A 15351-nucleotide genomic window follows, 5' to 3' on the forward strand; every position below is an offset into this window, starting at 1 on the left:
TTTTAATTAATTATTATATATAATAACGATTTTTTTAAAAAAAAAATAATTTTTTCTAAAAATTATTATAAATTTTTAAAAAAAAATAATATTTTCTTTATTTTTAGTATTTTCTTTAAAATAATTTTTAAAATAATTATAATGTTTAATTAAAAGTAAAATATGAATATAAATTTATATAAAACTATTCTTATATGTGTTTAAAACATATTAGAAACAATATTTATTTTCTATTCATTAAATATAAAAACAATATAACTATATTGATTATATAATAAAAATTTTTAATGGTATTAATTACATATATTTATTTAAATATATCTTTATATTAAAAGTAACTACATATTTATTTTAAGTAAAAATTTAATTGCAATTTTTAAACATTATTCTAATAATGACAAATAGAATAAAATTTTTCAAAAAATGAAGGAAATGTTTTATTTACACAAGCTGGATTTAATAGCGTAACAGGTGTCCCCGATAAACAAATTAAAGAAAAACACATTGCCATACGATGATCGTTATACGTATCAATGGTAGCGTGAAAGAATTTTTTTACTGGATGAATAATAATGAAATCAGATCCTTCTTGAACTTGAGCACCAACTTTTTTTAATTCTTTTGCCATAGCATACAAACGATCTGTTTCTTTAACTCTCCAGTTATATATATTTTTAATATATACAAGTTGCTTAGCAAATAAGCCTAGCATAGCAAGAGTCATTGCTGCATCAGGGATATGATTGCAATCTATAGTAATACCAAATAATTTTTTTTTAGTACAAATTAAAACATTTTTTTTCCATATAATTGATACCCCCATTTGCTTTAATACATCTATAAAATATCGATCCCCTTGTATACTATTATTTTTAATATCATGAATCTTAACACAACCACCTTTTATTGCTGCAGCAGCTAAAAAATAAGTAGCCGAGGATAAATCACTTTCTACTAAGTATTCTTGAGGAGAAATATATTTTTGATTGCCTAAAATATAAAATAATTTATAATCATTTAAAATATTTACAGTAACTCCAAAAATTTTCATTAAGTTAATAGTCAAATCAATATATGGCTTTGATACCAATGTACCCTGTACAACAATTTCTGTGTCCATATCTGCCATAGGAGCTGCAATTAACAAAGAACTTAAGAATTGACTAGAAATAGTTCCATTTATAATAATTTTTCCACCTAAAAAACCGCCTCTTAAATATAAAGGCGGGAATTTTTTTTTATTTAAATAATCAACTTTTGCCCCCCCTTGTCGTAGCGAATCTACTAAATGATGAATAGGTCGTTCTTGCATCCTTTCCTCACCAGTTAAAATAATCTTATTTTTTTTTAAAGACAATACTGCCAATAAAGGTCTCATAGCAGTTCCAGCATTACCTAAAAATAATTTAATTTTTTGTTTTGAAAACAAAGGACCGGAAAATCCTTGAACTGTACATGTCATTGTTTTTTTATCTAAAATATATGATATTCCTAATTTAGATAAAGCACTTAACATATACTTTGTATCATCACTATATAATAAATTCTTTAAAATTGTTTGACCTTTAGATAGAGCCGATAAAAGTAATGCTCGATTTGAAATACTTTTAGAGCCAGGTAATGTTAATTCACCAAAAATATGTTTAACAGGTTTTAAAGTTAAAGAGTTTTGCATAATAAGTCTTATCCTATAAATTTTAATATCATAGACATAATCTAAATAATGAATTGTTTTAATTAACCAAATTTTTTTTCAAATATCTTCATGAAATTAATCAAACTACGCACACCTTCAATAGGCATTGCATTATAAATAGAAGCTCTAATCCCTCCCACTAAGGAATGTCCTTTCAATCCATATAATCCATATTTTTCTGCTTCTTTAACAAAAGAATCAGTTAATTGATTTTCATTTAAATCAAAGGTTACATTCATACGAGATTGGTTTTCTGGAAATATTTTATTTGTATAAAAATGAGTAGAATTTAAATATTCATATAATAATTTTGATTTTTTTTTATTAATTTTTTCTATGACACCTAGCCCACCTAAACTTATAATCCACTTAAAAATCAGTCCAGCAACATACCATGAAAATACACTTGGTGTATTTAACATAGACTGAGATTGAGCTAATAATTGATAATCTAAAATAGAAGGGGATTTTCTATTAGTATTTTTTAACAAATCATCACGTATAATAACTAATGTAATACCAGCCGGACCAATATTTTTTTGAGAGCATGCATATATCATTCCATATTTTTTTATATTAATAACACGAGATAAAATAGTAGACGAAAAATCTCCTATAACAATTTTTTCAAAAAAATTTGGTTCTTCAAAAATTTCTATCCCTTCAATAGTTTCATTTGGACAATAATGTAAATATGCTTGACGAGATGATATTTCCCATTTTGATACTGGTAAAATATATGATTTTTTAGTATCTGTAACTTGTTTAACATTAAGAATATTAGGTTTACAATACTTTTTAGATTCTTCTGCAGCACATAGAGACCAATATCCACTATTAATATAATCTGGTTGAAAAGATGATTTTTTTATAAAATTAATAGGTATTGCTGAAAATTGCCCCCTTGCTCCCCCATGACAAAATAAAATATAATAATTTTCAGGAATATTTAATAAAAACCGTAAATTTTTTTCAATTTGCATTGTTTTTTCTATAAATCCTTGACTTCGATGACTAATTTCAGTAATTGAAAAACCAGAATTATTCCAATTAAGAAATTCTTTTTTTATTTTTGACAAAACTTTTTTAGGAAGCATTGCTGGACCTGGATTAAAATTATATTTTTTAAGCATAAATTTCACCAATAATTATTTTATAGCTTATAACTAAAATTTTTATATACAAAAATATGATTATTTTTTTTATTTATCACGTAGTATACGTCATATACTTATAGTATTTTTAAATATTTTATTCCATTCATATATGGAGATCGTAAAACTTTAGGTATTTTTATACGTCCATCTGAATACTGATAATTTTCTAAAATAGCAGCTAAAGTTCTCCCTACAGCTAAACCAGAACCGTTTAATGTATGTAAAAAAAAATTTTTTTTGTTGCTATTATCTTTATAACGTGCGTTAATTCGTCTAGACTGAAAATCACCAATTAAAGAACATGATGATATTTCACGATATAACTGTTCTGATGGTAACCATACCTCTAAATCATAAGTTTTCTGTGAAGAAAACCCTAATTCTGAAGTACATAATAATATTTTTCTATATGGTAGTTTTAATAATTGTAATATTTTTTCTGCATGATGAGTTAATATTTCTAATGTTTCTTCAGACTGACTAGGGTGAACAATTTGTATTATTTCAACTTTATCGAACTGACGGTTTCTGATAAGCCCGCGAACATTCTTACCATAAGTAGACGACTCAGATCGAAAACAAGAACTGAGAGCAGTAAATTTTAAGGGTAATAATTTAGACAATATAATCTTATTTTTTACTAAATTTACTAATGGAACTTCTGATGTAGGAATTAAAAATAAATCACTATCTTCTACTTTTCTATCATTGTTTTGGGGGGTATATATATGAAATAAATCTTTTTGAAATTTTGGTAACTGTCCAGTACCATACATACAAGACTTTTTAACAACGACAGGGACATATACTTCTTGATATCCATGTAAATTAGTATGGATATCTAACATAAATTGACCTAAAGCTCTATGTAAATGAGCAATAGAACCTTTCATAATAATATATCCTGATCCAGATATATGTGCAGAAGATTTCCAATCAAAACCTTGTAATCGACTTCCAACGTCTATATGGTTAATAACAGAAAAATTATATTTTCTTTTTTCACCCCAATAATAAATTATTTTATTACTCTTTTCTCCTACTCCAATAGGAGTGTGTGGATGTGGTATATTTGGAATAAAGCTTAACATCGTATATATTTTTTTTTTTACTGCATCTAGTTTTTTTTTTAAAGCAGAAATATAATTTCGAGAATAAATTAATTGATTTTTTAAAATATCTATTTCACTATAAATTTGCTTTCGATAAATCATGTGTTTAGATAATCTTTTATGTTCTGATATTTTATTTTCACTATTTATTTGTAATTTCTTCCGTTTTTTTTCTAATTTTTTAAACTGTTTAATATCTAAAAGATAGTTTCTTTTTTTTAGTTGTTTTTTAAAAAAAGAATAATTATTTTTAATATCATTAAAATTTAACATAGAATTTATAATCTTTAGGTATTTATGGATTAAAAAGTCAATAAATTATTTAATAATTAATTCATTACTTTTATAAAAATTTTTAATAAAAAATAATTAAAAAATATTTTTAGTTTCTAAATAACTTCTAATACTTCCTTTTGTAAGTATTATTTATATAAATAAAGTTTATTACTTATATTTTATACATCAAACAACGTTTAGTATACAAAATATATTGTATAATAATATAATTATACACAAATCTTTATTTTATAATATTAACTATTTTTTTTAAAATATTTTACAAAAATACCTTTATAGAAAGGAATGCATCATGAATCAATTAAATAATAAATATTCACAATTAATCATTATTGGATCAGGCCCGGCAGGATACACAGCTGCTATTTATGCAGCTCGATCTAATATCGATACCATTTTAGTAACTGGTCCAGAACGCGGAGGGCAGTTAATAAAAACAAATGAAATTGAAAATTGGCCAGGAGATTATGATAATCTCAGCGGAATAAATTTAATGAATCGTATGTTTAATCATGTTAAAAAATTTTCTATTAATATAATAGATGACATTATTATATCAGTAAATTTTGAAAACCGCCCTTTTAAGATAAATGGAGAAAAATATCAATATTTTTGTCAAGCAGTTATCATTGCAACTGGATCTTCTACAAGATTATTAAATATTCCAGCAGAAAATATATATATGGGAAAAGGTGTATCTACATGTGCAGTATGTGATGGGTTTTTTTATAAAGATAAGCATGTTGCTATAGTAGGAGGTGGTAATACGGCTATTGAAGAAACAATTTATTTATCGAATATTTCTCGTATTGTTTATTTAATTCACCGTCGCAATAAATTTCGGGCAGATAAAATATTAATTAGCCGTTTATATGAAAAAATAAAAAAAAATAAAAATATTGTTATATTATTTAATACAATTGTATTAGACATTTTAGGAAATAATGATGAAATGAAAAGTATTAAGATTTATTCAAAAGAAAATGAAAAAACTAAGATTATAAATATTTCAGGTTTATTTATTGCTATTGGACATACTCCAAATTCTATAATTTTTTCTAAATTTATTGACATTAAAAATAATTATGTAAAAATTAACTATGACAATAATTCTATAAAAACACAAACGAACATACCCGGAATATTTGCTGCCGGAGATGTTTCAGATCATATTTATAGACAAGCTATCACAGCTTCTGCTAGTGGATGTATGGCAGCTATTGACGCTGAAAAATATTTAAATAATATTTAATATTTTTTTTCAGCTTAAAATAAAAATAAGGAGTTTGTCTTATGAAAGAAAAATGTATAGAGATGCAAGGTATAGTAATAGATACTTTACCAAACACCATGTTTAAAGTAGAATTAGAAAATAAACATGTTATTATAGCACATATATCCGGAAAAATGAGAAAAAATTATATAAGGATTTTAACTGGAGATAAAGTAACTTTAGAAATAACTCCTTATGATTTAAGTAAAGGAAGAATAATTTTTCGTAGTAGATAAATATAATTAATAAAATTTATATAATTAAAAAATATCGTTTTTTAACAGTTATTAATTTTTACCATAACTTTTGATATAAACAATTAGTTAATAAATTTTTTAGTAATTTTAAAAACAGGATATATATGCGTACAAAGTACTGTAAGGAAATAACATCTAGCAATATAAATGAAACAGTTCTTGTATGTGGGTGGGTTGATCAAATCAGAATATTGAAAGAAATAATTTTTGTGAATATCCGTGATATTACAGGAATAATCCAAATAATTTTCAAAAAAAATAATGTTTCTTTTTTTTCATTAGCATCTAATTTAAGAAACGACTTTTGTATACAAGTTCAAGGATTAGTAGTTTTAAAAAAATCTATTTACTCCTTAAATAAAAAATTATCTAATTATCCGATAGAATTAATAGCTATTAAATTAGCTATTTTTAATAAAACCATTCCTATACCTTTAGATTATAAGAAAGAAAATAAAGAAGATATACGTTTTAAATTTCGTTATTTAGATTTACGTCGCTCAATAATGTTTTCTAAAATTAAAATAAGAAGTAAAATCACAACATTAATTAGAGATTTTTTTACTAAGAAAAAATTTTTAGAAATTGAAACGCCTATTCTTACAAAATCTACTCCAGAAGGGGCATCGGATTATTTAGTAAAAAGTCGATTATATCCAGAAAAATATTATGCTTTACCTCAATCCCCACAGTTATTTAAACAACTATTAATGATATCTGGTATAGATAGATATTATCAAATTGCAAGATGTTTTAGAAATGAGGATTTACGAGCAGATAGACAGCCAGAATTCACTCAAATAGATGTTGAAATGGCTTTTACAAAATCAGATTTTTTACGAACATTAATAGAAGATTTAATAAAAGAATTATGGTTTTATTTTAAGAATGTTAAATTAAAAAAAATTAAAACGATTAGTTATCGTGATAGTTTATTTACATATGGAACTGATAAACCTGATTTAAGAAATCCAATTAAATTTATAGAATTAAAAAATATCTTTCGTAATTATATTAATGATATATTTCCATGGTTATCAAAAAATATTAAATATCGCATTGTTTCAATTAATATCCCTAACGGGGTAACTATTCTTTCAAATAAAAAAATAAATTTTTATAAAAAATTTTTAAAAGATTTACATTTAAATTATTTTATATGTATTAAAGTTATTGATATAAAGTGTTTTATTATTGAATGTGACAATAATCTAAAGGATAAACTTAATCAAGAATTTTTAAAAAAATTATTTCAACATACATTAGTATCTAACGGAGATATTTTATTTATAGTAGCAGAAGAATATCATCTTGCTAATAAAATTTTAAGTCAATTAAGATTAAAAATTGGAATTGATTTAAAAATAACAGATCAAAAAAAAATATATCCAGTATGGGTTGTTGATTTTCCTTTATTTAAAAAAAATAAAAGAAATCATTTAAAATCTATGCATCATCCTTTTACATCCCCAAAAAATAAATTAGATGATTTTAAATCTCTTAATCCTTTAAAAATTATATCAAGTGCATTTGATTTAGTAATCAATGGACATGAAATTGGAGGTGGATCTCAACGTATTCATAATTATAAATTACAAACTTATATTTTTAATTTATTAGAATTAAACCAAAAAAATGTAATAAAAAAAGAATTTAGTTTTTTTTTAAATGCTTTAAAATATGGAGCCCCGCCTCATATTGGGCTAGCTCTAGGTTTAGATCGATTAGTTATGCTTCTAACAGATAGCGATACTATTACTGATGTTATTGCATTTCCAAAAACTAATTCTGCTACATGTTTAATGACTGGTGCTCCCTGTTAATTCTAATATAACAGTATTTTTTCTATACTGTAACTTTTATGTTTATTTTTTAACTATAGTTGTGTTAATAAACACTATTCTTTTACTTAAAAATATTTTATTTTATATATGAGGATTCATGGCTGGACATAGTAAATGGGCAAATACTAAACATAGGAAAACTGCGCAAGATATTAAAAAAAGTAAAATTTTTACAAAAATCATTAAAGATATTACAATATCTAGCATGAATAACGGTCCAGATAGCAATAAAAATTTTCAATTAAGAAATCTTTTAGAAAAAGCACGTTTATTTAACGTAGGAAAAGATATTATTGAAAAAGCAATAAAAAGAAGTACTAAAAATTCTAAAAAAGATATTTTTTACAACAAAAAATATTCAGGGTACGGCCCTTCAGGGACAGCCATAATTATACATTGTAATACAAATAATAGTAATAGAACAGTATCTCAAATAAGAAATATTTTTTCTAAATTTAATAGTCATTTAATAAAATTTAATAGCATTAAATACCTATTTAATTTTTTATTTACTATTCAAATAAATCTTGACACATATAAAAAAAATATCGTTACTAATTTAGTACAACATAATAAATCTATAATAGATTATAGAATAAAAAAACAATACTTAGTAATTAAAATTCAGAAGAGTAATTTTAAAGAAATAAAAAAATATTTTTTAATATCCGGAATTCAATTCAGTTCATTTAAACTTACAGTTCAACCTAAAAACATATATCCTATTGATGACGAAAATAAAAAAGTTCTTATAAACATGATTATGAATCTAAAAAAATTAAAGGAAACTATAGAAGTTATTCATAATGCTAAGATATAATATCTATTTATAAGAAGTATACAAAGATTTTTCCTTTTTAATATTTATTTATAATAAAAAATATAAAAAATAATCTTTTTATATTTTATAGTTAATATTATTTTACAATTATTGAATTTTTCAATTTTTAATTAAAAAAACTATTTTCTGAATTGACTATATATGATAAAACATTTAAAATTTTTACATTAAAAATATACATAATTTGTTTTAAGAACTATTAGTTATTTTTACTATATAATTTGTAATTTGTACATTGATAATTTATGTCCGTTTGATCATATGTAGTCAAAACAGACTATGCTAAATATATATGTATTATTAAAATATTTCTAACATATATTGATAATTTTACATGTATTTACTAACCTAGAATGGTTCTCTTTTCCATTTTTTATAACAACAATTATATCATCTTTTTTTAAAAATTTTTTGTTTTTTAGAAATTGTACTACTACTTTAGTAGATTTTTCGTAAGTACCAATATCTTGTAAAAATATTGGAATGACACCTTTATATAATGCTGATAAACGAAGATTTTTAATAGAATTCGATATGTAAAAAATTGGTACACTAGATTCAATTCTTGATGCAAATAAAGCAATTTTATTAGATGTTAATATAATAACAACAGCAGCTATATTCTCAAAATGATTTGCAGCATACATTGCCGAAATTGAAATTGTTTCCGAGATACTATTAAATTTTTTATTTAAACGATTTTGAAAGGAATTTATGCATGAAACCTTCTCTGCTCCTAAACAAATTTTTGACATAGTTCTGACAGTAGTTTCCGGAAAATTACCTGATGCAGTTTCTGCAGACAACATTACTGCATCTGTTCCATCTAAGACTGAGTTAGCTACATCCATAACTTCAGCGCGAGTAGGAAATGGATTTGAAATCATAGATTCCATCATCTGTGTAGCAGTAATAACTGCACGATTTAATGAATTAGTCATTTTAATTAATTTCTTTTGTACCCCAATTAACTGATGATCACCAATTTCAACACCTAAATCTCCCCTTGCAATCATAATAACATCAGATTCTAAAATAAGATCTTTCATAATTTTATCAGATGCAACAGCTTCTGCTCTCTCAATTTTAGCAATAATTTTTGCTTTACCTCCTGCCTTTTTCATTAATAATCGAGCATTTTTTAAATCAGTTTTAGATCGAGGGAAAGATACTGCTAAGTAGTCTACATCAATCATAGCTGCTAATTTTATATCTTCTTTATCTTTTTTAGTTAAAGCATCTGCCGATAAACCTCCTCCTAACTTATTTAGACCTTTATGATCTGATAAGTAACCGCCAATAATAACTTCTGTAAATATTTGAGTCATGTTAGTCTCAAGAACTCTTAGTTGTATTTTTCCATCATCTAATAAGAGAATGTCATTGCATGAGACTTCTTTTGGAAGATTAATGTAATTAATACCTACTGAACGTTCATTTCCTTGTTTTTTAGAAATATTTAAATCTAATAAAAAATTATCCCCAGATTTTAAAAAAATTTTTTTCATACTAAAACTAGAAATACGTATTTTAGGACCTTGTAAATCACCAATAATAGCTATGAAGCAATTTAAGTCTTTTTCAAGTAAGCGAATTTTTTTTACCCGATTGATATGATCTTGTGAAGTACCATGAGAAAAATTTAATCTAAATACATTTACTCCAGATTGTATTAATTTTTTTAATATTTTCTCATCATCTGTTGAAGGGCCTAAAGTAGAAATAATTTTTGTTCTTCTAGTAGAAGTAGACATGTAATAGTCCTTGTAATAATTATTTAAAATATTGAATATTATTTATATATTTAAGAAAAATAAAACTTTCTACTAAAATAGTAGGTTATGTTTCTGTTCTAAAATTTACATAATTAATTTTAAGAAAAATATATACCGAAGTAATTTCTTTTGTTGAAAAATAATTTTTAAAATAATATATATTATTTATATAACATCTTTTATGATGCATATTGTATTTTTAATATTTATTAAATAAAAAATAAATTTTTATTAAAAATTTTTATTAATTATAAATGAAAAATAAAAGATATACATCATTTATATTAGTTATTAAATTTTTTTATCAGAAAAAATATATTTTTTTATTTAAAGTAAAATGTATTATACTTAATAAAAACATACATTTTATACATATTCATATATCAAAAGGTTAAATATGATAAAAAATAGGAACTATTATTATTTAATTATTTTTGGAACGACTGGTGATCTATCTATTAGAAAACTTTTCCCTGCCTTATATAAACTGGAACAGAAAAAAAAAATAAACAAAAGAATGAAAATTATTGGTATAAGTAGATTAAATTATACTTTAAACGAGTATACTCAAATAATCTATAAATCATTAAAAATATTTTTTAATCAAGATTTACATTTAAAGACTTGGAATATATTTAAAGAACGATTAATTTTCTGTCAAATGGATGTTAATCACATCAATGACTTTATAAAACTAAAAAAAATATTAACAAAAACTAATAAAATCCTAGTGAATTATTTTGCTGTTTCTTCAGAAATTTTTACAAAGATTTGTAAAGGTTTAAAGTTTATTCAATGTAATCAAAAAAATTCTAAAATAATTATAGAAAAACCAATTGGAAAATCTTTAGAAAATTTTTATAATATTGATGAATCTATTAAAAAATACTTTACTGAAAAACAAATATTCCGAATTGATCACTATTTAGGAAAAGAATCTATTTTAAATCTTATTTCATTAAAATTTGCTAATTCTTTTTTCAGTAACTGTTTCAAAAAAAATAATATTGATCACATTCAAATTACATTGTCAGAAATACTTGGAATAGAAAAAAGATGGAATTATTTTAATCAAACTGGTCAAATCATAGATATGGTTCAAAATCATATATTACAAATAATTTCCATCTTAGCTATGAATACTCCAAAGTCACTGACTAAAAAACATATTTCTGAAGAAAAAATAAAAATTTTAAAATCCTTATGTGTAATTAATGATGCTAATATTAGTAATCATGTATCTTTCGGTCAATACTCTGAAGGAAAAATTAATAATAAAATTAAAAAATCATATCTTAATGAAAGAGGAGCTAAATCAGGCAGTTTAACAGAAACATTTGTTGCTATAAAGTTATTTATTAATACAAAAAAATGGAAAAATATACCTTTTTATGTACGTACTGGAAAACGATTATCTAAAAAAAGTTCAAAAATTACTATTTTTTTTAAAAAAAATATAAATTTACTATTCTCAATACCTAAACTAGAAAATGTAGAAAATAAATTAATAATAAATTTACAACCTCCATATGATATTAAAATAAAATTTTTTAATAAAAAACCAAGCTTAAATTCTAAATTTATTTTAAAACCTTGTGAAATAAATTTTAATTATCAATTATTTTTTAAGAATTCCTACATACCGAGTGAATATGAAACACTAATATTGGAAAGTATAAAAGATAATCAATTTTTATTCGTTCATCCTAAAGAAATTATATATTCCTGGAAATGGATAGACCCTATAATACAGGCATATAAAAAAAATCCATCCTTATTACAAAATTATTCAGCAGGAACCTGGGGTCCTCAGTCATCCGATCTTCTAATAAAAAAAGATAGAAGACAATGGAATAATTCATAAAAAACTAATATGATTAAATATAATTTAATTAATAAAAATAATTGTTTAAATAATTAAAATATAAAATATAATATATATACTAACATAGCAATCAGAATAATAAAAAATATTAATATTTTTAATTATAAAAATATTTTTTATATTCAAAATAATAGCGTATTTTCAAAATAAAACTTAAACTTAAAGAATATATCAGTTTTTGTACATTTAAAAATATGTGATAAATAGTCAGGAAAATAAAATTATGATGATGCGTATCATTCTTTTTTTAATTACTAACATATCTATGTTTGTAGTAATTGGTGGAGGATTAAGTATAACTGGGGTATCATTAAATAATATATATAAAATTATATTCTCTTCAATTCTTTTCAGTATACTAGGATCAATAATTTCATTATTTTTATCAAAATATGTCACATTAAGATCTTTAAATGGAAGGGTAATTTATTTGCCAAAAAATAACATGGAAAAATGGTTATTAAAAATAGTTAAAAAACAATCTGAGTTGTCTGGTATTAAAAATCTTGAAATTGGAATCTATGAATCTCAAAGTGTTAATGCTTTTGCAACTGGATTTAAAAAAAATAACTCTTTAATCTCAATATCTAGCGGGTTATTAAAAAAAATGAATAGAGGAGAAATAGAAGCTGTAATTGCTCATGAAATTTCTCATATTACCAGCGGAGATATGGTAACTATGATTTTAATACGAGGGATTTCAAATATTTATATTAATATTCTCATGAATTTTTTTTCACGATATTTTTTAAAATTTCTTCCTATATTCAAGAAAAAAAAGTATAGAAATTGTTCATGTTCTAAAATATGCAGCATATGTCTTGATAGACAATCATTTTTATTTTCATTAGCAACTTCTATAACAAAATTTACTATCAGTATTTTTTCTACCATGATTATTATGTGGTTTTCCAGAAGACGTGAATTTCATGCAGACGCAGGATCTGTTAAGTTGGTAGGATCTAAAAAAATGATTGCAGCATTAACTAGATTAAAGGAACATTACATGTATGATGAATCTATTTTTATAAATAATTTAGGAATAAATGGAAATAGTAATTTACTATTTTATTATTTATCCTCACATCCATCTATAGATGATAGAATAAAAGCTATTCAAGAACAAAGATATTTATAATTAATAGCCTAATTTTTAATTTTAAGAAAAATATACTTTTTACTAAAATAGAATTTTATTTTATATTTTTATATATTCTATATTAAAATATTTATTTTCTTAAAATAAGAAATATTATATTATACATAAATTACTATTAAGATATTTTTATTAATACTATAATTCAATAAAGAATTAATTTTTTATAAAAAATGATCAATTAAGTATTAACATTAAAAATCATATATCGGTTTTCAAAAATAACATTAAAATGTTATCATAAAGATCTAAATATATAATAAAAAATAAATTTTAAAATAAATATTCTTTATTATATTTAGAAGATATATATGATTACAATACTTAATTTTTTACTAAAATAGTTAAATTTTTATTTATATTTTCTTAATTAAAATATTATTTTTATAATTAATAATATTAATTTTTTTGGAGTATTTGTCATGCCTTCTTTTTTAGATCCATCTATTTTGGCGGGTCTGTTTACACTGATATTTTTAGAAATTATTTTAAGTATTGATAATATAATATTTATTGCTATTTTATCTAAAAAGTTGCCGCAAGATCAGCGTGATAAGGCTCAATATACCGGTTTAATATTAGCGCTATTTATGCGTTGTGGTTTATTATTTATTACATCAAGGCTCGTTCATTTAACAAAACCAATTCTGGTAAATAAACTCTTTGTTTTTTCAGCTAAAGAATTAATTTTGTTAGTTGGAGGTATTTTTTTATTTATTAAGGTGATATTAGAATTATTTCATCATACTTTTAATATAGTTCAAAAAAAAAAAAAACCTAAACCTAGCTCAAATTTTTGGTATGTTGTATTTCAGATAGCAGTATTAGATGCAATTTTTTCAATTGACTCAGTAATGACCGCCGTTGGAATGATAGATAATTGGTTCTTAATCATATTTTCAGTAACAATATCTACCATAATAATGATTTTTTTATCAAAAATATTAGTTAAATTTATTCACTCACAAAAAACAATAACAACACTATGTTTAAGTTTATTATTAGTGATTAGTATTAATTTAATTTTAGAATCGTTAGGTATTTATATTTCTCCAAAACATCTATATATATCAATAATATTTGCTGTGTTTATAGAAATAATTAACCAAGTTAAAAATTATAATTCAACTATTTTTAAAAAAAATAGCACAGTTCGTGAAAAATTTATAGATGATATACATCAAGTAATTAACAAAAATCAAAAATATAAAAAAAATAAAATATTAAATTTTAAAAAAAATACGTTAAATAACTATCAATTTATTAATAACTATGTAGACAAAAAAATAATCCATCCTAATGAAATAAACACGATTATTAATATAATAAAATTAGGTGATACTAATCTTCAAGAAATTATGATCCCTAAAGAAAAAATTACCTGGATTAATATCAATAGTAATTATGAAGATATAAAAAAAATTATATTACGTACTTCATATAAACTGTTGCCTATATGTAATAATCAATTAAATGACGTTATAGGAATAGTTTCTTCAAAAAAATTAATTTCTGTTATAGATAACAATGAAGATATATATAATTTTTCTACACAATACCCTCCAATTATTATACCTGACACTTTAAATATCATACATATATTTCATATATTACTTTTTTCGAAAAAAAATATTTTTTTAATTAATAATGAACAAAAAGGAATTGAAGGATTAATAAAACCTATAGACATTTTTAAAAAAATAATTGGTAAGTTTCCAACTAAGATTTATAATATTCCAAAAATTATTTTAAATCCAAATCATTGGATAATGCAAGGTTCTGTTAAAATTAGATTATTAAAAGAAATTTTAAACTTAGATATTTCTAAACTAAATAAGAATTGTAGCTCTCTAGCTGATCTTTTAATAGAAAAATGTAAAAAAATTCCTAAAACAGGGGAAAATATTTATTTCTCTCCTTATCATTTTAAAATATTAAAATCTAACTCATATCAGATACATTTGGTAAAAATAACAAAAGATATAACTAAAAAATACTCTTAAAAGTCATTTAAACTAACAAATACTAAATCTATAAAATTTATAGGAATAATATTTA

General features: G+C 22.6%; 11 protein-coding genes. 7 read left to right on the plus strand and 4 right to left on the minus strand.

From position 1 onward, the window contains the following. Positions 1–388: 388 nt before the first annotated feature. From aroA to serS, 3 genes are all read right to left on the minus strand, one after another. Positions 389–1675 (minus strand): 3-phosphoshikimate 1-carboxyvinyltransferase, encoded by a 1287-nt coding sequence (aroA, locus tag EAO23_RS01010; RefSeq protein WP_158349083.1) that lies wholly within the window; start codon positions 1673–1675, stop codon positions 389–391. 62 nt (positions 1676–1737) lie between these two features. Then, positions 1738–2829, minus strand: coding sequence for a 3-phosphoserine/phosphohydroxythreonine transaminase (serC, locus tag EAO23_RS01015; RefSeq protein WP_158349084.1), 1092 nt, complete (start codon positions 2827–2829; stop codon positions 1738–1740). Between the two features lie 98 nt (positions 2830–2927). After that, complete coding sequence (gene serS / locus EAO23_RS01020; protein WP_158349085.1) at positions 2928–4238, minus strand: serine--tRNA ligase; 1311 nt, start codon at positions 4236–4238, stop codon at positions 2928–2930. A gap of 316 nt (positions 4239–4554) precedes the next feature. Here serS and trxB point away from each other — a divergent pair, with 316 nt between their 5' ends. The 4 genes from trxB (at position 4555) to EAO23_RS01040 (ending at position 8456) form a co-directional block, all read left to right on the plus strand. Beyond that, positions 4555–5514 (plus strand): thioredoxin-disulfide reductase, encoded by a 960-nt coding sequence (gene trxB, locus EAO23_RS01025; protein ID WP_158349086.1) that lies wholly within the window; start codon positions 4555–4557, stop codon positions 5512–5514. 41 nt (positions 5515–5555) lie between these two features. Then, positions 5556–5771 (plus strand): translation initiation factor IF-1, encoded by a 216-nt coding sequence (gene infA, locus EAO23_RS01030; RefSeq protein ID WP_158349087.1) that lies wholly within the window; start codon positions 5556–5558, stop codon positions 5769–5771. A 125-nt stretch (positions 5772–5896) separates the two neighbouring features. Next, a complete protein-coding gene (aspS, locus tag EAO23_RS01035; RefSeq protein ID WP_158349088.1) occupies positions 5897–7615 on the plus strand; it encodes an aspartate--tRNA ligase in 1719 nt (572 codons plus the stop codon). Between the two features lie 118 nt (positions 7616–7733). Further along, complete coding sequence (locus tag EAO23_RS01040) at positions 7734–8456, plus strand: YebC/PmpR family DNA-binding transcriptional regulator (RefSeq protein ID WP_158349089.1); 723 nt, start codon at positions 7734–7736, stop codon at positions 8454–8456. Between the two features lie 332 nt (positions 8457–8788). On the opposite strand, the gene pyk is transcribed toward EAO23_RS01040, so the two are convergent. Beyond that, entirely contained in the window at positions 8789–10231 is a 1443-nt protein-coding gene (pyk, locus tag EAO23_RS01045) for a pyruvate kinase (RefSeq protein ID WP_158349090.1), read from the minus strand. 418 nt (positions 10232–10649) lie between these two features. Here pyk and zwf point away from each other — a divergent pair, with 418 nt between their 5' ends. The 3 genes from zwf (at position 10650) to EAO23_RS01060 (ending at position 15296) form a co-directional block, all read left to right on the plus strand. Further along, positions 10650–12116, plus strand: coding sequence for a glucose-6-phosphate dehydrogenase (gene zwf / locus EAO23_RS01050; protein WP_158349091.1), 1467 nt, complete (start codon positions 10650–10652; stop codon positions 12114–12116). 244 nt (positions 12117–12360) lie between these two features. Further along, complete coding sequence (htpX, locus tag EAO23_RS01055; RefSeq protein ID WP_158349092.1) at positions 12361–13275, plus strand: protease HtpX; 915 nt, start codon at positions 12361–12363, stop codon at positions 13273–13275. Between the two features lie 440 nt (positions 13276–13715). Beyond that, positions 13716–15296 (plus strand): TerC family protein, encoded by a 1581-nt coding sequence (locus EAO23_RS01060; protein ID WP_158349093.1) that lies wholly within the window; start codon positions 13716–13718, stop codon positions 15294–15296. Positions 15297–15351 lie beyond the last annotated feature (55 nt).

The organism is Buchnera aphidicola (Cinara strobi) (assembly GCF_900560745.1).
GTDB lineage: Bacteria > Pseudomonadota > Gammaproteobacteria > Enterobacterales > Enterobacteriaceae > Buchnera_F > Buchnera_F aphidicola_AJ.

What these genes read in the sequence shown, in the direction of transcription:
- EAO23_RS01060 (WP_158349093.1), top strand. Translation starts at nt 13,716, where the DNA reads ATGCCTTCTTTTTTAGATCCATCTATTTTGGCGGGTCTGTTTACACTG.
- pyk (WP_158349090.1), bottom strand. Translation starts at nt 10,231, where the DNA reads ATGTCTACTTCTACTAGAAGAACAAAAATTATTTCTACTTTAGGCCCT.
- aroA (WP_158349083.1), bottom strand. Translation starts at nt 1,675, where the DNA reads ATGCAAAACTCTTTAACTTTAAAACCTGTTAAACATATTTTTGGTGAA.
- infA (WP_158349087.1), top strand. Translation starts at nt 5,556, where the DNA reads ATGAAAGAAAAATGTATAGAGATGCAAGGTATAGTAATAGATACTTTA.
- zwf (WP_158349091.1), top strand. Translation starts at nt 10,650, where the DNA reads ATGATAAAAAATAGGAACTATTATTATTTAATTATTTTTGGAACGACT.
- serS (WP_158349085.1), bottom strand. Translation starts at nt 4,238, where the DNA reads ATGTTAAATTTTAATGATATTAAAAATAATTATTCTTTTTTTAAAAAA.
- trxB (WP_158349086.1), top strand. Translation starts at nt 4,555, where the DNA reads ATGAATCAATTAAATAATAAATATTCACAATTAATCATTATTGGATCA.
- EAO23_RS01040 (WP_158349089.1), top strand. Translation starts at nt 7,734, where the DNA reads ATGGCTGGACATAGTAAATGGGCAAATACTAAACATAGGAAAACTGCG.
- serC (WP_158349084.1), bottom strand. Translation starts at nt 2,829, where the DNA reads ATGCTTAAAAAATATAATTTTAATCCAGGTCCAGCAATGCTTCCTAAA.
- aspS (WP_158349088.1), top strand. Translation starts at nt 5,897, where the DNA reads ATGCGTACAAAGTACTGTAAGGAAATAACATCTAGCAATATAAATGAA.
- htpX (WP_158349092.1), top strand. Translation starts at nt 12,361, where the DNA reads ATGATGATGCGTATCATTCTTTTTTTAATTACTAACATATCTATGTTT.